This is a genomic window from Lentzea xinjiangensis (genome assembly GCF_900110955.1).
GTDB classification, from domain to species: Bacteria; Actinomycetota; Actinomycetes; order Mycobacteriales; family Pseudonocardiaceae; genus Lentzea; species Lentzea xinjiangensis.
Map to the genome: position 1 here is coordinate 714,509 of NZ_FOFR01000002.1, position 18,729 is coordinate 733,237.

14 protein-coding genes and 1 tRNA gene are annotated in these 18,729 nt (G+C 71.1%); 4 read left to right on the top strand and 11 right to left on the bottom strand.

Annotated features, from left to right (window positions below):
• Window positions 1-32: 32 nt before the first annotated feature.
• Complete coding sequence (locus tag BMW88_RS08845; RefSeq protein WP_089950075.1) at window positions 33-1,601, bottom strand: DUF885 domain-containing protein; 1,569 nt, start codon at window positions 1,599-1,601, stop codon at window positions 33-35.
• Between the two features lie 65 nt (window positions 1,602-1,666).
• Between BMW88_RS08845 and BMW88_RS08850 the strand changes: the two genes are divergently transcribed.
• Window positions 1,667-2,329, top strand: a complete 663-nt coding sequence (locus BMW88_RS08850) for an HNH endonuclease family protein (RefSeq protein WP_089950076.1) — start codon at window positions 1,667-1,669, stop codon at window positions 2,327-2,329.
• A gap of 50 nt (window positions 2,330-2,379) precedes the next feature.
• On the opposite strand, the gene BMW88_RS08855 is transcribed toward BMW88_RS08850, so the two are convergent.
• A tRNA-Thr gene (locus BMW88_RS08855) sits at window positions 2,380-2,453 on the bottom strand.
• A gap of 108 nt (window positions 2,454-2,561) precedes the next feature.
• On the opposite strand from BMW88_RS08855, the gene BMW88_RS08860 reads away from it, so the two are divergent.
• Window positions 2,562-3,935, top strand: a complete 1,374-nt coding sequence (locus BMW88_RS08860) for a hypothetical protein (protein WP_089950077.1) — start codon at window positions 2,562-2,564, stop codon at window positions 3,933-3,935.
• Window positions 3,936-4,009: 74 nt separating this feature from the next.
• On the top strand, window positions 4,010-4,546 hold the full coding sequence (locus BMW88_RS08865; RefSeq protein ID WP_089950078.1) for an IclR family transcriptional regulator: 537 nt from the start codon (window positions 4,010-4,012) through the stop codon (window positions 4,544-4,546).
• A 19-nt stretch (window positions 4,547-4,565) separates the two neighbouring features.
• Here BMW88_RS08865 and BMW88_RS08870 read toward each other — a convergent pair whose 3' ends face one another.
• From BMW88_RS08870 to BMW88_RS08910, 9 genes are all read right to left on the bottom strand, one after another.
• Window positions 4,566-5,762 (bottom strand): DNA polymerase III subunit delta', encoded by a 1,197-nt coding sequence (locus tag BMW88_RS08870; RefSeq protein WP_089950079.1) that lies wholly within the window; start codon window positions 5,760-5,762, stop codon window positions 4,566-4,568.
• A gap of 23 nt (window positions 5,763-5,785) precedes the next feature.
• Window positions 5,786-7,822 carry a bifunctional MFS transporter/dTMP kinase gene (locus BMW88_RS08875; protein ID WP_089950080.1) on the bottom strand — a complete coding sequence of 679 codons (2,037 nt, stop codon included), beginning with the start codon at window positions 7,820-7,822 and terminating at the stop codon, window positions 5,786-5,788.
• A 69-nt stretch (window positions 7,823-7,891) separates the two neighbouring features.
• Window positions 7,892-8,296 carry a hypothetical protein gene (locus BMW88_RS08880; RefSeq protein WP_089950081.1) on the bottom strand — a complete coding sequence of 135 codons (405 nt, stop codon included), beginning with the start codon at window positions 8,294-8,296 and terminating at the stop codon, window positions 7,892-7,894.
• Window positions 8,297-8,312: 16 nt separating this feature from the next.
• The gene (gene topA / locus BMW88_RS08885) at window positions 8,313-11,081 is read right to left on the bottom strand and encodes a type I DNA topoisomerase (RefSeq protein WP_089950082.1); all 2,769 of its coding nucleotides are present in this window, start codon (window positions 11,079-11,081) and stop codon (window positions 8,313-8,315) included.
• A gap of 129 nt (window positions 11,082-11,210) precedes the next feature.
• Window positions 11,211-11,783: a hypothetical protein gene (locus BMW88_RS08890; RefSeq protein ID WP_245777641.1), complete on the bottom strand. Its 573-nt coding sequence runs from the start codon at window positions 11,781-11,783 to the stop codon at window positions 11,211-11,213.
• Between the two features lie 68 nt (window positions 11,784-11,851).
• Entirely contained in the window at window positions 11,852-12,400 is a 549-nt protein-coding gene (locus tag BMW88_RS08895) for a hypothetical protein (RefSeq protein ID WP_143116016.1), read from the bottom strand.
• 41 nt (window positions 12,401-12,441) lie between these two features.
• Entirely contained in the window at window positions 12,442-13,008 is a 567-nt protein-coding gene (locus BMW88_RS08900; protein WP_089950084.1) for a hypothetical protein, read from the bottom strand.
• Between the two features lie 29 nt (window positions 13,009-13,037).
• Window positions 13,038-13,610, bottom strand: coding sequence for a hypothetical protein (locus BMW88_RS08905; RefSeq protein WP_089950085.1), 573 nt, complete (start codon window positions 13,608-13,610; stop codon window positions 13,038-13,040).
• Window positions 13,611-13,675: 65 nt separating this feature from the next.
• On the bottom strand, window positions 13,676-15,988 hold the full coding sequence (locus BMW88_RS08910) for a sodium-translocating pyrophosphatase (protein WP_089950086.1): 2,313 nt from the start codon (window positions 15,986-15,988) through the stop codon (window positions 13,676-13,678).
• A gap of 214 nt (window positions 15,989-16,202) precedes the next feature.
• Here BMW88_RS08910 and BMW88_RS08915 point away from each other — a divergent pair, with 214 nt between their 5' ends.
• Entirely contained in the window at window positions 16,203-18,500 is a 2,298-nt protein-coding gene (locus BMW88_RS08915; protein WP_089950289.1) for a DEAD/DEAH box helicase, read from the top strand.
• The last annotated feature ends 229 nt before the right edge of the window (window positions 18,501-18,729 follow it).

Sequence of the window (18,729 nt, forward strand, 5' to 3'; positions counted from 1 at the left end):
GGTGTGACGATCCCGTCGAGTCGGGCCGGCCGTCAGCTACCGGCGATCCACTCGGTCACGACGTCGTCGAGCAGCGCGAGCGTGAGCCTGCCCTGGCTCAGCACGACCTCGTGGAAGTCCCGCACGTCCTTGCCCGCGTCCTCGGCCTTGCGCCGCAGCTCCCGGAACTTCAGGCGGCCCACCGCGTACGCGAGCGCCTGTCCGGGTTCGGCCACGTAGCGGTCCACTTCGGACTCGATCTGCGCCGACGTCATCGGCGTGTTCTCGGCGAGGTAGCGGACGGCCCGCGCACGGCTCCACCCTCGGGCGTGCAACCCGGTGTCGACGACGAGCCGGCCCGCGCGCATGGCGTCCATCGTGAGCATGCCGAGCCGGGACTCGTCGCTGCTGTACAGGCCCATCTCGTCGGCGAGGCGCTCGCAGTACAGCGCCCAGCCCTCGCTGAACACGCTGATCGGCGCCTTGCGCCGCAAGACGGGAACGTCCTCGAGCAGCGCCGCCCTGGAGTGCTCGAAGTGGTGACCCGGCACGGCCTCGTGGAAGGCCGTGGCCTCGTCCTTGATCCTGAGGCGGGTGTGCGGCTCCTTGGTGTTGACGAAGTACGTGCCGGGACGGCTGCCGTCCTCGGCGGCCGGGAAGTAGTGCGGCGGCACGTGCGCGGGCACCGCCGGTGGCGCTTCCCGGACCACGCACGGGGCGTCCGGCGTGGTCCGGAACCACTGCGGCGCCACGGCTTCGGCCTTCGCGACGGCCTTCCGCGCGGCGTCGAGCACCTCCCCGGCATCGGTGTGGCGGAACCGCGGATCGTCGCGGATGCGGTGGAACACGTCGTCGCCGTACCGCGCGAACTCCCGCTTGAGCTCCTCGACCAGCTCGACGCCGGTGGCATGCAGGTCTTCCGGGTCGAGGTCCTCGGTCGTGTGGGCACGGATCTTCTTGCGGTACACCGCATCTCCGTCCGGCAACCAGCACAGCCCGGCGTGCGCGGCGTCGCGTCCCAGCGGCACCGCCTCGGCGACGAGGAAGTCGCGGTAGCTCCGGATCGCGGACCGGACGACCTCGCCCCCGCCGTCCACGACGTCGAACGCGCCGAGGTCGCGCAGATGCCCGTCCATCAGCTCGACGGCCTGCTCCACCAGGTGCCGCACCGGCAGGAGACCGTCCTCGAACCCCCGGCGATGACGCGCGATCAACGTCGCGAAGAACCCGTCGAGGCCGCGCAGCCGCCGCAGGTACCCGGCCCGGCGCCGCGGTGTGTCGACGGGCAGGCGCGGCAGGCACGCCAGCGTGCCCGGGACCGTGGTGCGGATGTTGGCGCTGATCCCGAACTCGACCTGCCGGGACTCGACGTCGTCGATCTGGGTCCGCACCTCGTGCAGGACGATCCCGAGGGTCATGCGGTCGGACAACGTCCCCGGCCTGATCCGCCGCGCGGCGTCACCGATGTCCCGGAGCCGTTCCCGGTAGCGATGACCGGCCTCCTCGCTGTGGTCGGTGAGCGACTCGTGGCCGAGGTCGAAGCCCATGAGGGCGGCATCGACCGGGTAGCGGTCGAGGATCGTGGCGAAGAGGCGGTCTGCGAGCGCGTTGACATCGGACATCTCGTCCCCCGGAGTTACGCCGTTGAGCGGCCATCGCAGTCGATGATGGCGGGTATGCCCCTCCCATGCGGTGGCTATTGCTGATCATCCTGTTGACCGGCTGTTCCACGCTCTCCCTGCCGTCGCCGTCACCCGGCACCCAAGTCGACCGCGTACCGGCGGGCACCCTCGACGCCACGGCAGCGCGCACCTCTCTCGCGGCACTACCTCTGGCCACACCGGGCCGTCTGGACGGATACGTGCGCGACTGCGGCAACGGCAAAGCGTGCGTGTTCGGTCAGCCGTGGTTCGACACCGACGGCGACGGCTGCGACCAGCGGAGCCAGGTGCTGGCCCGCGACCTGACGGCGGTGGAGCGCAAACCCGGCCGCTGCGGCGTGCAGTCGGGCACGTTGGACGACCCCTACACCGGCTCGCAGATCAGCGGCGTCTCGAAGATCCAGATCGACCACGTCGTGCCGCTGGCCGAGATGTGGCGCAGCGGCGCGGCGGCGTGGGCGCCCGAGCAGCGGGTGGCCGCGGCCAACGACCTGCGCAACCTCGTCGCGGTGTCCGGGAAGGTCAACCAGTCGAAGGGCGACAAGACGCCGGACGAGTGGATGCCGCCCAATGCCGCCTACACGTGTTCTTACGGGCGCATTTACGTGACGGTGAAAGCCGCCTACCGGCTGACTGTCGCCCCGGCGGAACGGACGGCGCTGGAACAGGCGCTCGCCGCCTGCGGCTGAGAACAGAGGAAGGGCCAGGTCACGAATGACCTGGCCCTTCCGTCTCACCGAGCCGCCTATCGGAATCGAACCGATGACCTGCTCATTACGAGTGAGCCGCTCTGGCCGACTGAGCTAAGGCGGCGAGACGCGATAACTATAGCCGACCTTCGGACCCGTCACTCACGGGGGTCCGCTTCGTTGAACGGACCGTGACCGATGTCACCACATCCTGACCGCTGAGGAGTGGTTCATGCGCCGTTCGTTGTCCGTGCCGCTGGCCGGGTTGCTGTTCGCACTCGCCGCGGCCCCCGCGCTCGCGCAGCCTCCCACCACGCCGGTGCCCGGACCGCGGGACCCGGACCAGCCGCCCGCGTCGGCGCCGAACGGTGCCCAGTCGCTCGCGCACGCGGTCGGAGATGCGGGGACCGGGCTCAGCGTGGTGCGGCTCGGGCCGGGCGGGGTGCCGACGAGCACGATCCTTCCCGGGCTCGGCGAGCAGCTGCCGAAGCAATCGGTCACCGAGTTCGGGCTGGGGCTCGCGAGCGCGCAGGTCAACACCGAGGCGTTCCTCACCACCGAGCGGGTCGTGACGCAGGCCAGCCCGTTCGGCTTCGCGGTGGCGGGGCGGTCGCCGCAGTCACCGGGGACGCTCGTGCAGACGGCGATCCCGGACAACCCGCGGCCGGCCACCGGGGGCCTGCCGATCCCCGAGACGCCGCTCGCCAAGCTGAGCCTGCTCAACGGCAGCGTGCACGCGCGGTGGGACGACAAGCTGGGGCCGTGCGTCAGCCCGTTGGCCACCGCGCGCACCTCGCTCGCCGGGTTGCAGGTGCTCAGCGCGTTGCCGGCCGAGGTGCCGTTGCCGGTCAGGACCAGCCTGGTCAGCATCCCGGACACGTTCGAGGCGAGCTCCGTCGTCAGGCTGGTCGACCTGCCGGGCAGCGGGAACAAGGCCGTCGAGTCGACGTCGACGATGCGCGCGGCCGGTGTCGAGCTGGCCGGGGGCATCAAGATCGACGTGATCTCACCGCCGACGCTCACCGCGACGGCCACCGGGGACGAGACGACGTCGAAGATCACCTACACGGCGCCGGTGCTCAAGGTCAGCCAGAACGGCAAGGAGCTCGGCACGCTGGACGCCGCGCGTCCCACGCTGGACATCCCGCTGCTGCTGGACCTGGTCGTGGTCAAGTTGCAGATCGCCGGGCTGAACGAGAAGAAGGCCGCGTTCACGGGCAACGGGTTCAGCGGGTTCCAGCTCGGGGCGACGGCGCGGATGCTCGACGTGCAGCTGCTGCCGACCGACAAGCTCAAGCTGCCGAACCTGCCGACGGCGCTCGCGCAGATCTCGCTGGGCGAGCAGATCGTGCGGGCCGCGGCACCGCGGGGCGGCGTGGTCTGCGGAACGGCCCAGCCGCCGCGGACGACCGCGCCGGAACAGCCCGGCGGGCCGGCCGCGCCGCCCGTGAAGGCGCCGCCGCTCGCTCAGACCAACGCCGCGTACCAGTCCATCCCGCTGTTCTGGACCGGCACGGGACTGCTGCTCGCGGGCGTGGTCCTCGTCGCCGCGCTGCCGGCCAGGGGCCGGTCGCGCACCCGCCCTCCGGGTACCTCGCAAGGCTGAGGACGTCTTGTTCCGGTCGGCGGAACGTAGTTGCATGGTCGGCACCGCCGCCTTCCGACCGGAAGGCATCCCAGATGCAGATCAGCGCCAGCGCGGACACGGTGGAGCGGGCGCGGCCGTTCCTGCGTTCGTTGCAGGAGTCCACGGGGTGCGCGGTGCACCTGGCCGTGCTGTTCGGCGACGAGCTGGTCCGCGTGGACGAGGTCGCGGCCGACAAGCCGTCCCGGCTCGGCACGTCCCGGCTCGGCACGTCCCTGCCCGCGCACGGGACGGCCATCGGCAAGGCGGTGCTGGCCTCGCTCTCCGCGGCCGAGCTCGACGCCTACCTCTCGCGGACCGGGCTGCCCGGCCGCACCCCGCACACGATCACCTCGGTGGAGCGGCTGAAGGCGCAGCTCGTGAGGGTGCGGCGGTCGCGGTTCGCGATGGACGACGAGGAGAACGAGGCCGGCGTCCGGTGCGTCGGCGCGGCGGTGCGCAACCACACCGGGGCGGTGGTCGGCGGGCTGTCGGCGTCCTCGTCGGAGCACTCGCTGCAACAGCTGATCGCGCTGGGTCCGCGGGTGCTGCGGGCGGCGGACGACGTGTCCGCCGCGCTCGGCTGGATCTGACGTTCCGACGCGAACGCGGTCAGCCGCGGTGCAGCGTCGTGACCATCGCCTCGATCGCGATGCGCGGCTTCACGTTGACCTCGATCGCCTCCCGGCAGGCCAGCACCGCCTCCAGCCGCCGCAGGATCGACTCCTGCGACCACTGCGCGGCAGCGGTCCGGGAGTCCGAGGCCCGGTCCGGGTGCATCAACGCGGCCTCCGACCCGGTCTTGGTCACCAGCGCGTCCCGGTAGAACCCCGCCAGGTCCACCAGGGCCATGTCCAGCGAGTCGCGCTGGGTCCGGGTGGCGCGCGACTTCTGCCGCTTCTCCAGGTCCTTCAACGCGCCCTTGGCGCCACGGCCGGCGGCCGCCGTGCCCTTGCCGGTGCCACCGGCTCCCATGGCGGTTTCGAGGGCTTCCCGCTCGGCCTCGTCACGGGCCTCGTTGGCCGTGCTGGCGTCCTCCTCCGCGGCCTTGATCAGCTCGTCGGCGCAGGTGAAGACGTCGGCGGGCTTGCGGAGGGCCAGCGGGATCCGCAGCACGGACTCACGCCGGTCGCGGGTCTGCTCGTCCAGCGCCAGCCTCCGCGCCCGCCCGACGTGCCCGCCGCACACCGAAGCCGCCCACTGCGCCATCTCCGGCGGCACCCCGTCGACGGTCTCCAGCGCCGTCGCGATGGCGGCGGACCGCGGTGACCCCAGGGACACCAGGCGGCACCGCGACCGGATGGTCACCGACACGTCGTCGGGGTGCGCGGAGGGCGCGCACAGCAGGAACACCGTCCGCTCCGGCGGTTCCTCCACCGCTTTGAGCAGGGCGTTGGCCGCGCCCTCGGTCAGCCGGTCCGCGTCCTCGATGATCACCACCTGCCACCGCCCCGACGTGGGCCGGCGGGCGGAGATCTGGACCAGCGAGCGCATCTCGGCGACCGAGATCGACAGGCCTTCCGGCGCCACCACCCGCACGTCGGCGTGGGTGCCGTGCAGCGTCGTGCGGCAGCCGTTGCACTCGCCGCAGCCGGGCCTGTCGTCGGTCACCACGCACTGCAGGGCACCGGCGAACGCGCGCGCGGTGGACGAGCGACCGGATCCGGGCGGCCCGGTGAAGAGCCAGGCGTGCGTCATCACGCCGGGTGCCGGGGTGCCGCCCGCGACGATCACGGCCGCGGCTTCGGCGGCCGCGGACAGGGTTGCCACCGCGTCCGGCTGGCCGACCACCTCGTCCCACACGCTCATGGGTCCAGTCTTCCAGCGGACGATCAGACCGCGGCTTCGGGGACCGCCCGCTTGCGGGTCGCGAGCAGCGGCACGATGGCGGCGCGCACCCGTTCGGCGATCACGTCGGCGTCGCCGTCGGCCTCGACCACGACGTAGCGGTCCGGGTCGGACGCCGCCATCTCGCTCAGCAGCCGCTGGACGCGCCAGTGGTGTTCCAGGGCGATCGACTTGCCGTCGGCGACCGGGCGGTCGAGCAGGATCGTGAGGTCCGGGCGCAGGCGGCCGGTCGCCCAGTCGACCAGGCCTTCGAGCTCCTGGTGCTCCAGCGAGCTCGTGGCGGTGAAGTGCGCGAGCGGTGAGTCGACGTAGCGCTCCATCACGACGACGGAGCCCTCGTCCAACGCCGGACGCACCTGCCGTTCGACGACATCGGCACGGACGGCGGCGGCCACGAGAGCCTGCGCGCGCACCCCGGCCAGCTCGGCGGAGGACAGCATCGTGCGCAGGCGGCGCTCGTCGTGCTCGGGGTCGGCGGCCAGCAGCACCTCGAGGCCCTCGGCCCGCAGCGCGGCGGCCAGGCGGCGGGCCTGCACCGACGTGTCCTCGCGGGTGTCGCCCTCGACCGCGATCAGCAGGCCCTTGTTCTGCCGGCGCCCGCGGATCGCCGCGAACAGCGACGACAGCACCGGCTCCTCCCGGCGGTCGTCCATCTGCCGGTACGCGACCAGGCCCAGGACGATCGCGATGGCCGCGCCGCCGAGCATGACCGGCCGGGTCGCGTCGACCTCCATGGGGTGGCCGAAGACGCTGACCGTGCGCTTCTGCAGCAGCGCGACCAGCAGCGGCGCGCCCGCGGACGCGCCGAACAGCACGATCTTGAGCAACGACTGGATCAGCGCCACCGTGCGGCCGCGCATCTCGTCCTCGACCTGCGAGCCGACGATCGTCAGGCCGGTCAGGAACGCCACGCCGGCACACGTGCCGACCAGCATCACCGTCAGCAGCGCGATCCACAGGTGCGGGGCCAGCGCGACCAGCACCAGCGTGATGCCGGCGCCCACGATCGTCATGCCGAACAGCCGGTTGTAGGCGAGCCTGCGCGCCAGGCGCGGCGCGGTCGCCATGCCGATCGCCAGCCCGACGAACACGGCCACGAACAGCAGGCCGAACGTCGAGGCGCCACCCAGCAGCGACTGCGCGTAGAGCTTCGCCGTCGCGATCACGACACCGGCCGCGGCGAACGCGCCGATCATGCCGATGACCAGGCCGCGGACCAGCGGCGTCGCCGCGGCGAACCTGATGCCGTCGCGGAACATCGCGACGAAGCCCGGCTTGTCGGCCTCGACCTCCTTCTTCTTGGCCGAGACGCGGCCGGACAGCTCCGGCAGCCGGGTCGCGATGAGGATCGCGGAGGTGAAGTAGAGCAGGCCGTTGATCACGACGGCGATCGTCGCGATGTTGAACTCGAGGTTCCCGCCCTGCAGGTTCAGGTAGGCGGGGATGCCCGCGATCAGCGAGTACAGGCCGAAACCGCTGATCGTCGAGATGCCGTAGGTCATCACCAGGCCGAGCTGGTTCGCCGACTCCACCTGGTCGGGGCGGCGCAGCAGGTTCGGGACCGCCGACTCCTTGGCCGGGATCCACAGCATCGCGCAGCAGCCCACCAGGAAGTTCGCCACGAACAGCCAGACCGGTGACCCGATCAGCGCGATCGAGATGAAGAGCGACCCGCGCAGCACGTCGCAGACCATCATGACCTTGCGGCGGTCGAACTTGTCCGCGAGCACGCCACCGATGGGCGCGAAGAGGATGCCCGGCAGGAGCTGGGTCAGCACGACCAGCGACAGCGCGAACGACTGCCACCGGTAGCTGTTCATCATCTCGGAGACGAGACCGGTCAGCGCGAGCAGTGACAGCCAGTCACCAACGCTGCACAGATAGGTGACGAGCCAGAGCCGGCGGAACGGTCTGATGGCGAGCACCGAGCGCAGCCGGTGGACCGTGGACACGCTGGACTGGGCACGCCCTGCCTGGGCTGCCCCGGTCACTCCGGTGTCCGCGTCCTGAATTTCAGTCACCCCTACTCGCCCCACTCCGTGCGATCAGCGTAACCGGATGTGGTGAGTCAGGATGCCGCACTCTCAGCGTCATCCGCTGAAGATCGCGCCAAGAACTGCGATCAGGACCAGCACGAAGAAGCCGATCACGACCAGGCAACCGAGGAACGCGGCCACCCCACCGGTCTGCCCGGCGGGCTGTTGCTGTTGCCCGACAGGCACTTGCCCGCCCGGCGCCGACTGCTGCCAGGCCGCGCGGGGCTGGCGGGCGCGCGGTTGCCGCCGCTCGCGTTCCATCTGCTCCCAGATGGCCTGGCGCACGTCGTCCGAGGGTGCCGGCGTTGTCGGCACCGACACACGTGACGTGGAGTACTCCCCCGTCCACTGAGGAGCGATCAGGGCGTCGGCGGTCACCAGACCCGCCAGCGGGTCGGGGTACAGCCGGGGAGGCGGCGGGGCCTGGGTCCCGTCCGGACCGAAGTCGGAGCTCGGCACCGCCACCTCCTCCAGCTCAGCTCTTCGACTTGGCGGGCGCCTTCTTGGCCGCGGGCTTCTTCGCGGCCGTGGTGGCCTTCTTGGCCGGCGCCTTCTTCTTGACCGGCCCCTTGGCGCGCTTCTCGGCCAGCAGCTCCGCCGCGCGCTCGTCGGTGATGGTCTCCACGCTGTCCGTCTTGCGCAGTGACGCGTTCGCCTCGCCGTCGGTGACGTACGGCCCGAACCGGCCGTCCTTGATCACCATCGGCTTGCCGGACACCGGGTCGTTGCCGAGCTCGCGCAACGGCGGCGCGGCAGCGGCCGACCGGCCCCGCTTCTTCGGCTCCGCGTAGATCTTCAGCGCCTCGTCCAGCGTGACCGTGAAGATCTGCGACTCGTCCGCGAGCGACCGCGAGTCCGTGCCCTTCTTCAGGTACGGGCCGTAGCGGCCGTTCTGCGCGGTGATCTCGGCGCCCGTCTCCGGGTCCTTGCCGACCACGCGCGGCAGGGACAGCAGCTTGAGCGCGTCCTCCAGCGTGACCGTGTCCAGCGACATCGACTTGAACAGCGAGCCGGTGCGCGGCTTCGGCGCCTTCTTCGACGACGACCCGTTGTCGGCCGCCTCCGGCAGCACCTCGGTCACGTACGGGCCGAAGCGGCCCTCCTTGGCCACGATCTCGTTGCCCGAGACCGGGTCGGTGCCGAGCGAGCGGCCCTCCTGCGGCGTCGAGAACAGCTTCTCGGCGATCTCGCCGGTCAGCTCGTCCGGCGGCAGGTCGTCCGGCAGGTTCGCGCGCTGCGCGGCCCCGTCGACCTCGCGCTCCAGGTACGGGCCGAAGCGGCCGACGCGCACGACGACTGTGCGGCCCTCCGAGTCGCTGAACAGCGGGATCGAGTTGACCTCGCGCGGGTCGATGTCCTCGACACCCGTGCCGACCAGCTTCTTCAGCCCGCCGGAGCGGCCGATCGAGCCGTCCGGGCCGACGCTGCCGCCGAAGTAGAACCCCGACAGCCACGTCGTGCGGCGCTGACGACCGGCGGCGATGCCGTCCAGCTCGTCCTCCAGCGCCGCGGTGAAGTCGTAGTCGACCAGGCGCCCGAAGTGGTTCTCCAGCAGCCCGACCACGGCGAACGCCACCCAGGACGGGACCAGCGCGGCGCCCTTCTTCCACACGTAGCCGCGGTCCTGGATGGTGCTGATGATCGACGAGTAGGTGGAGGGGCGGCCGATGCCGAGCTCCTCCATCGTCTTGATCAGCGACGGCTCGGTGTAGCGCGAGGGCGGCGAGGTGGTGTGGCCGTCCGCGGACAGCTCCGCGATCGTCAGGTCCTGGTCCTTGACGAGCTGCGGCAGGCGCGACTCCGCGTCGTCCGACTCACCGCCCGCCTCGGCGTCGACGGTCTCGACATAGGCCTTGAGGAAGCCGGCGAACGTGATCGTGCGGCCGGACGCGGCGAACGTGACCTCCTGGCCCGTCGCGGCGCGGCCCTGGATGCGCACGCTGGTCGTGTTGCCCCGCGCGTCGGCCATCTGGGACGCGATCGTGCGCTGCCAGATCATCTCGTAGAGCTTGAACTCGTCGGAGTCGAGCTCGGCGGCCACCTGGCCGGGCGTGCGGAAGACCTCTCCCGCCGGCCTGATCGCCTCGTGGGCCTCCTGCGCGTTCTTGACCTTGCGCGTGTACTGGCGCGGCTCCTTCGCGACGTACTGCGCGCCGTAGAGGTCCGTGGCCTGCGTGCGGGCCGCGTTGATCGCGGTCTCCGACAGCGTGGTGCTGTCGGTTCGCATGTAGGTGATGTAGCCGTTCTCGTACAGCTTCTGGGCCGTGCGCATCGTGCGGTCGGCGGAGAAGCGCAGCTTGCGGCCGGCTTCCTGCTGCAACGTCGAGGTCATGAACGGCGGGTACGGCTTGCGCGAGTACGGCTTCTCCTCGACCGAGGAGACCTTGACCGGCGCGTCCTGCAGCCCCGTCGCGATGGCCCTGGCCTGCGCCTCGTCCAGCACGACCACGTCGGCCCTGCCGGTGAGCTTGCCGTCGGAGCCGAAGTCGCGGCCGGTGGCGAGCCGGGTGCCGTCGACCGCCACGAGACGCGCGCCGAACTGGCGCGGCTGGGCGTCCGCACCGGCGTCCATCTGCGCGGAGATGTCCCAGTAGCTCGCCGAGACGAACTTCATCCGCTCGCGTTCGCGCTCCACGACCAGACGCGTCGCCACGGACTGCACGCGGCCGGCCGAGAGCTTCGGCATGACCTTCTTCCACAGCACCGGGCTGACCTCGTAGCCGTAGAGGCGGTCGAGGATGCGGCGGGTCTCCTGGGCGTCGACCAGGTCCTGGTCGAGGTCGCGGGGGTTGGCGGCGGCCGCCTGGATCGCGGACTCGGTGATCTCGTGGAACACCATCCGGCGGACCGGGACCTTCGGCTTGAGCGTCTCCAGCAGGTGCCACGCGATGGCTTCGCCCTCGCGGTCGCCGTCTGTCGCGAGGTAGAGCTCGTCGACGTCCTTCAACGCTTCCTTGAGCTCGGTGACCAGCGACTTCTTGTCGGCGGAGACGACGTAGAGGGGCTCGAAGTCGTGGTCGACGTCCACGCCGAGCCGGGCCCACGACTGGCCCTTGAACTTCGCCGGGACGTCGGCGGCACCGCGCGGCAGGTCACGGATGTGTCCCCGGGAGGACTCCACGACGAAGTTGGCGCCGAGGTAGGAGGCGATCTTGCGCGCCTTCGTGGGCGACTCGACGATCACCAGTCGCCGGGTGCCACCCGCTCCTCCGCCGCTCTTCCTCGTCCGTGTCGATCCAGCCACTCGCCGTCCCGCTCTCTTCCAAACCCGGTTCCCAGGCCCGCCAGTGTTGCCCAGCGTCGGCCGAAAAGCACACCATCCGCGACGCCCGTACGACGAGACAGAGTGACACAACCATGCCTGACCGCCCGCTCAGGCCGCCGGCCAGGTGCTCATCGCCACTCCCTGCGGAGGGCTTCCGACCAGCTCAGCGAGCCGTGCCAGCCGTCGACGGCCGGTGACCCGCAACGCCGGAGCCCCTACCAGGGTGCACGGAAGTCCGGCCGCGAGCAGCGCATTTTGCAACGGCAGGTGTGTCTGTGGTGCGTTGGGGTCCAAACCGAGCAGGTACGCCGACTCCATCCAGCTCCCCGCGGCCAGCGCCCAGACCCGCAGCACTGCTCCGTTCAGCTCGAAGCCGGCCGGCACCTTCTTGGCGGATCCGTCCAGCCAGCGGGCGGCCAGTCCGGTGAGATCGGTGCGGAACGGCGTGCGGACGAACCGCGTGCCCTCCTCGTTGACGCAGAGCTCGGTCGTGACGCCGCGCTCGGCGCAGGCCTGCTTGAGCGGCCGGTGCCGCCACTCGTCGAGCAGCTCGACGTACACGCGAGCCGCGGTGCCGCGCGCGAAGCTGACGGCCTGGCCCGGCCCGCAGAGGAAGCCGGCGAGGTCCGCCTTGGCCGGGTTCCGCGCCTCGGCCGAGAAGAAGGACAGCTGCCCCACCACGGCCCACAGCGTAGAACAGGCGTTCGACTGTGACCAGTGGTGCAGGTGTGAATGCGCCGGTCGGGCGACTAGTTCCGGCTGCCCGACTGCAGCTCCGAGCACGGCTTGGACTTGGCCATCGCGGCCGAGTACTTGGGCGACTTCTCCAGGGCGTCGAAGGTCGCCCGCAGGTCTTCCGGCCTGCTCACCTGCGAGGTGCCGGCCAGTGCCTTCTCGGCGTTCTCCCAGAACTGCGCGTTCGGCTCCAGGGCCTTCACCGGCGCTTCCGCGGCCGCGTAGGACCTGGCCGACTCGCCCACGTACTTCGTCAGCCGTTCGTGGACGTCCTCCAGCTCGTCCGACGGCGGGCCCAGCTCGGTGAGCTTCTTCTCCGCGTCGGCGAGCGCCGCGGCGTTGGCCGTGACGAGCTCCAGGTACGCCGCCTTGACCGCGGCCGGGTCGGCCGGGTCCTGGGCCGTCAGCTCCTGCCCCGCGCGCTTGCCGGGCAGCAGGCCGCCGCAGAAGGCGTCGACCCAGCGGGCCTGGGAGTCGGTGAGCGGCTCGTCCTCGTCGGATCCGCAGGCGCTCGTCAGGGCGAGCGCACCGGCCAGGGCGATGGCGAGCAGACGTGACCTCACCACGTCATCTTCCACCGGCCCCGGCCGGGAGGTTCACCCGGTCAGGTCGTCGGCGCGGACGACGACGAGACCACCAGGCCCTTGCAGCCGGCCGCCTTCCGCGCGGCCTCCGCGAGACCGGTCTCGTCGAGCTTGCGCCGCACGTCCTCGCCGGCCCGGTCGAGCTCCGGCGCCTTGGTCACCATCTCGGTGAACGCGGTGACGGCCTGGTTCGCGTCGGTCGCCGAGTCGAGCTTCGACCTCGTGCCGGCGAGCAGCGACTTGACCTGCTGCAGGCCGCCCTCGGCGGTGCCGACCAGCTCCTTCGACCTCGGGTGCGGGCCGTTCTCGAGCGCCTTGAGGTCCGCGATCGACTTGTCGACGGCGGCGACCTTCGCGCCGAGCCAGTCCGACAGGCTCGCCTTGAGCGTGGCCGGGTCGCTCATGTCGAGGTCCGGCTCGTCGGACATGACCTCCGCGGTGCCGCCGACGGCACCGCAGACCTTGTCCGTCCACGCCACCACGTCGGCCTCGCTGGCCGCGGTGGGTGAGGTCGTCGGCGAACCGCCGGTGCACGCGGTGACCGCGAGCAGGCAGCTCGTCATGAGCGCGATGGCTGTGGGACGCATGTGCCGGAAGTTACTGGGCACGTCCCCGCTCAGCTCGTCGGCGTCAGGTTGAGGCGCTGCATCTCCTGGCACTTCGGCGCCGTCTGGGTGGCCTTCTGCAGCTCGGGGTTGGACTTGAGGTCGCGCAGCGGGTCGGCCAGCTCGGAGAGCTTCGCGATGGCCTCTCCGGCGGCCTGGAGGCCCCCGGTCGCGTTGTTCGCGTCGGCCTGCTCGACCTTCGCCTTGGCGTCGGCGAAGACGGTGCCGAGCGAGGTGAACGTCTCGGCCATCTTGGTGACGGCCTCCTCACCACCGGCCACCGGCGACGGGCCGACGTTCTTGAGGCCCTCGGCGGACTTGGCGAAGGCGTCGGCGAGCTGGCCCATGTAGGCGGCCATCTCGGCCTTCAGCTTGGTGGAGTCGCCAGCGTCGAGCTTGGGGGCGGTCTTCTCGATCTTGGCGAACTCCGAGGCGGCGCCGCAGACCTTGTCCATGTAGGCGACGGCCTCGGGGCTGACCGCGCCGCTCGTGGGCGTCGACGATGTGCCGGAGTTGCCACCGGTGGTGCACCCGGCCAGCGCAAGGGCGGCTGCGGCGGCAGTGGCGACGAGGCTGCGCCTCATGTCGTGACTCCTCGGTCGGGGTACTTTCGGGGGGATGTCCGAAAGTACCCCGGCCGGGGGCGGAACTACGCGGTGCCGTTGCTGACGACCTCCGCCGGCGTGTCCGCGATCGCGGTCCCGCGGCGCTTGGACACGATGACCGCGCCGATAATGATCAGCGTCGCCACCACGGCGATCGCGATGCGGATCGGGTCGGACGCGTTGTCACCGATGGAGAAGGTGACGATGGCGGGCGCGATCAGCACCGAGACCAGGTTCATGACCTTGATCAGCGGGTTGATGGCGGGGCCGGCCGTGTCCTTGAACGGGTCGCCGACGGTGTCGCCGATGACCGTCGCGGCGTGGGCGTCGGAGCCCTTGCCGCCGTGGTTGCCGTCCTCGACCAGCTTCTTGGCGTTGTCCCAGGCACCACCGGAGTTGGCCAGGAACACCGCCATCAGCGTGCCGGTGGCGATGGCGCCGGCGAGGTAGCCGGCCAGGGGGCCGACGCCGAGGCCGAAGCCGACGGCGACCGGGGCGAGCACGGCCATCAGACCCGGCGTCGCGAGCTCGCGCAGCGAGTCCTTGGTGCAGATGTCGACGACCTTGCCGTACTCGGGCTTCACCGAGTAGTCCATGATGCCGGGGTTCTCGCGGAACTGGCGGCGCACCTCGAACACGATGGCGCCGGCGGCACGCGTCACGGCGTTGATCGCGAGACCCGAGAACATGAACACGACCGCCGCGCCGATGGCGACGCCGACCAGCACGTTCGGGCTGAACACCACGTTGCTGAACGACACGGGCAGGTCACCGGCGACGTTGCCGACCTTGACCAGCGCCTGGGTGATCGCGTCCTGGTAGGACCCGAACAGCGCCGTCGCGGCGAGCACGGCCGTCGCGATCGCGATGCCCTTGGTGATGGCCTTGGTCGTGTTGCCGACCGCGTCGAGCTCGGTGAGGATCTGCGCGCCCTCGCCGTGCACGTCGCCCGACATCTCCGCGATGCCCTGAGCGTTGTCGGAGACGGGACCGAAGGTGTCCATCGCGACGATGACACCGACGGTGGTGAGCAGACCGCAACCGGCGAGCGCGATGGCGAACAGCGCGACGACGACCGAGCCGGAGAGCAGGAACGCGCCGTACACGGCGGCACCGATGACGAGCGCGGTGTAGACGGCCGACTCGAAACCGACCGAGATGCCGGACAGGATCACCGTGGCGGCACCGGTCAGCGAGGTCTTGCCGACCTCCTTGACCGGCTTGTGCTCGGTGCCGGTGTAGTAGCCGGTCAGCCACAGGATCACGCCGGCCAGCACGATGCCGATGATCACCGCGACGGACGCGATCAGCGCCGGGTTGCCGCTGGTGGCCTTGACGGCGTCGCTGATGCCGTTGAGGTCGGCGAAGGAGCTCGGCAGGAACGCGAACGCCGCGATGGTGCACAGCACCGCGGAGATGACCGCGGAGATGTAGAAGGAGCGGTTGATGGCCGACAGGCCGCTCTCGCCCGCCTTCGCCTTCGTCGTGTAGACGCCGATGACCGCGGTCAGCACGCCGATCGCGGGAACGATCAGCGGGAACAGCAGGCCCTGCGCGCCGAAGGCGGCGGTGCCGAGGATCAGCGACGCGACCAGCGTGACGGCGTAGGACTCGAAGAGGTCCGCGGCCATGCCGGCGCAGTCACCGACGTTGTCGCCCACGTTGTCCGCGATGGTGGCGGCGTTGCGGGGGTCGTCCTCGGGGATGCCCTGCTCGACCTTGCCGACGAGGTCGGCGCCGACGTCGGCGGCCTTGGTGAAGATGCCGCCACCGACGCGCATGAACATCGCGAGCAGCGCCGCGCCGAAGCCGAAGCCCTCGAGGACCTTCGGGGCCTGGCCCGCGTACACGAGCACGACCAGCGCCGCACCGAAGAGGCCCAGGCCGACCGTGGTCATGCCGACCACGCCACCGGTCCGGAAAGCGATGCGCATCGCCTTTTCGCGGCCACCTTCGCCGTCGTTCGCGGCGGCTGCGACACGCACGTTGGCGCGCGTGGACAACCACATGCCCAGGTAGCCGATGGTCGCCGAGAACGCGGCACCGACGATGAAGAACAATGATCGGCCGATTCGTTCGGCCAAATCATCCGCCGGTAGCGCGAACAGCAGCACGAACACGATCACGACAAAGATGCCGAGCGTGCGGAACTGCCTGTTGAGGTAGGCCGCTGCGCCCTCCTGAACCGCCTTGGCGATGTCCTGCATCTTGGGGGTGCCCTGGCCCGCGGCCAGCACCTCCTTGAGCAGCACGTACCCGACGGCGAGAGCAGCCAGGGCGACCACGGCGACCACGGCTACGACGCCGCGATCACCTCCGGAGAGCTCTAGGCCCTCCGCGAGGAATTGCCGGGACATCCGTCCTCCTGGTGAGTTGCCATGTGCAGCGCCAAGGCAGACCAGCCGCCCAGCGCGACGTGACGCATCCCTCATTGGATGCGATGAGCGGGGAGTCTATGGGTTGCTTGCAACGAGGCAACGATCCGTCCCGATCCGTGCACACACCGTTATCCGCGCAGGAAGTCGACTACGCCCCGGCCGAACTGTCGGTGTCGTGTGCGAAGCTCGCCTCGTGGTGGATCAGGGACGGCGGCTGCTGGACCGCGTGCTGGCGGGGGTGCCCGCCGGGGAGTCACCTCTCACACACGCACGCGATCTGCCGTTGCGGCAGGCTGATCACGTCGAATGGCCGTCGTGGGCCGCTCCGCCGGTGGTCGAGGCCTTCACGGGGACGGGCGTGCGCGAGCCGTGGCGGCACCAGGTGGAGGCGGCGTCGCTCGCGTGGTCCGGGCGGCACGTGGTGCTCGCGACGGGCACCGCGTCCGGCAAGTCGCTCGCCTACCAGCTGCCCGTGCTTTCCACTCTTTTGGCGGACACGAAAGCCACGGCGCTGTACCTGTCACCGACCAAAGCCCTTGGCGCTGACCAGCTCCGGTCCCTCGGCGAGCTGGGGATCAAGGGAGTGCGCGCGTCGGCCTACGACGGCGACACCCCGATGGCCGAACGCGACTGGGTCAAGGCGCACGCGAACTGGGTCTTCACCAACCCGGACATGCTGCACCGCGGAATCCTGCCGCAGCACCCGAAATGGCTGCGGTTCTTCCGCCGGCTGAAGTACGTGGTGATCGACGAGTGCCATTCCTACCGCGGCGTTTTCGGGTCGCACGTGGCGTTGTTGATGCGCCGGCTGCGGCGGGTCGCGCGCAAATACGGCGCGGACCCGATCTTCGTTTTGGCATCGGCCACTGTGGCTGATCCTTCTTCTTCCGCGGAGCGTTTGCTCGGCGTTCCGGTTTCCGCCGTGGTGGACGACTTCTCCCCGCGCGCGTCGCGGACCGTCGCGCTGTGGGAGCCACCACTGACCTCTCTGGAGGGTGAGAACGGCGCGCCCGTGCGGCGGTCGGCGGGTGCGGAGACCGCGCGGATCCTCGCCGACCTCGTCGTCGAGGGCGCGCGCTCGCTCGCCTTCGTGCGCTCCCGGCGGGGCGCGGAGCTGACCGCGCTGGGCGCCCAGCGCATCCTGTCCGAAGTGGACGGCGAGCTGCCGTCGCGCGTCGCCGCCTACCGGGGCGGGTTCCTGCCCGAGGAGCGGCGGGCGCTCGAGCAGGCGCTGTCCACCGGCGACCTGCTGGGCGTCGCCACCACGAACGCCCTGGAGCTCGGCGTCGACATCGCCGGGCTGGACGCCGTGGTGGTGGCCGGTTTCCCCGGCACGCTCGCATCGTTCTGGCAGCAGGCGGGCCGCGCCGGCCGGTCGGGCGACAGCGCCCTGGTGGTCTTCGTCGCCCGCGACGACCCGTTGGACACCTACCTGGTGCACAACCCGGCCGCCGTGCTGGACCGGCCGGTCGAGGCGACGGTGCTGGACCCGCTGAACCCCTACGTGCTGGGACCGCAGCTCGCGTGCGCGGCGTCGGAGATGCCGTTGACGCCCGCGTGCCTGGACGACTTCGGCGGACCGGTGGCCGAGGCCGTGCTGGCCGAGCTGGTGGCGGAGAAACTGCTGCGCAAGCGGCCCGCCGGGTGGTACTGGGCGTCGCACGACCGGCCGCACTCCGGAGTGGACATCCGCGGCTCCGGCGGCGAGCAGGTGGCCGTCGTCGAGGCGGACTCCGGCCGGATGCTCGGCACGGTCGACCCCGGGTCGGCCTGCTGGCAGGTGCATCCCGGCGCCGTCTACCTGCACCAGGGCCGGGCGTACGTGGTCGACGAGCTCGACCTGGACAGCGGGCTCGCGATGGTGCACCGCGAAGACCCGGAGTGGACGACGCAGCCGCGCGACTGCGTGGACATCACGGTCGTGCGCGAGCTGGAACGCGCGGACTTCGGCGGCGTCTCCGTCTGCCTGGGCGAGGTGGAGGTGACGACGCAGGTCATCGGCTACCTGCGCCGGCTGCCGTCGGGCGTGGTGCTCGACCAGATCCCGCTGGACCTGCCCGAGCAGACCCTGCAGACGCGCGCCGTCTGGTACACCGTCGACGAGTCGCTGCTGTTCGACGCGGGCGTCGAGGCGAAGAGGATCCCCGGCGCGCTGCACGCCGCCGAGCACGCGGCGATCGGCCTGTTGCCGCTGTTCGCGACGTGCGACAGGTGGGACATCGGCGGCGTGTCGACAGCCGTGCACCCGGACACGGGAATGCCGACGGTCTTCGTGCACGACGGCCATCCCGGCGGCGCGGGCTTCGCCGACCGCGGCCACTCCGCGCTGCGGGCGTGGCTCTCGGCGACGAGGGCGGCGATCAGCGCGTGCGCGTGCCCGATGGGCTGCCCGTCGTGCGTGCAGTCGCCGAAGTGCGGAAACGGCAACGACCCGCTGGACAAGGCCGGTGCCGTGCTCGTGCTCGACGTGGTGCTCGGCAAAATCACCTGACCGGGTCAGGGCTCTTGGCTACGGTGGCGCGGTGACCGCATGCAGCTCCAACGCCACCGATCGGACCCGTCGCGCCTGACGCGGCCGAGCCGAACGCCCTGCCGTGCCTTCGCGCGGCTGAGCTGAACGCCTGCCGTGCCCTCGCGCGGCTGAGCTGGACGCCTGCCGCGCCCTCGCGCGGCCGAGCCGGACGCACCGCCGCGCCCTCGCACGGCTGAGCCGAACGCCC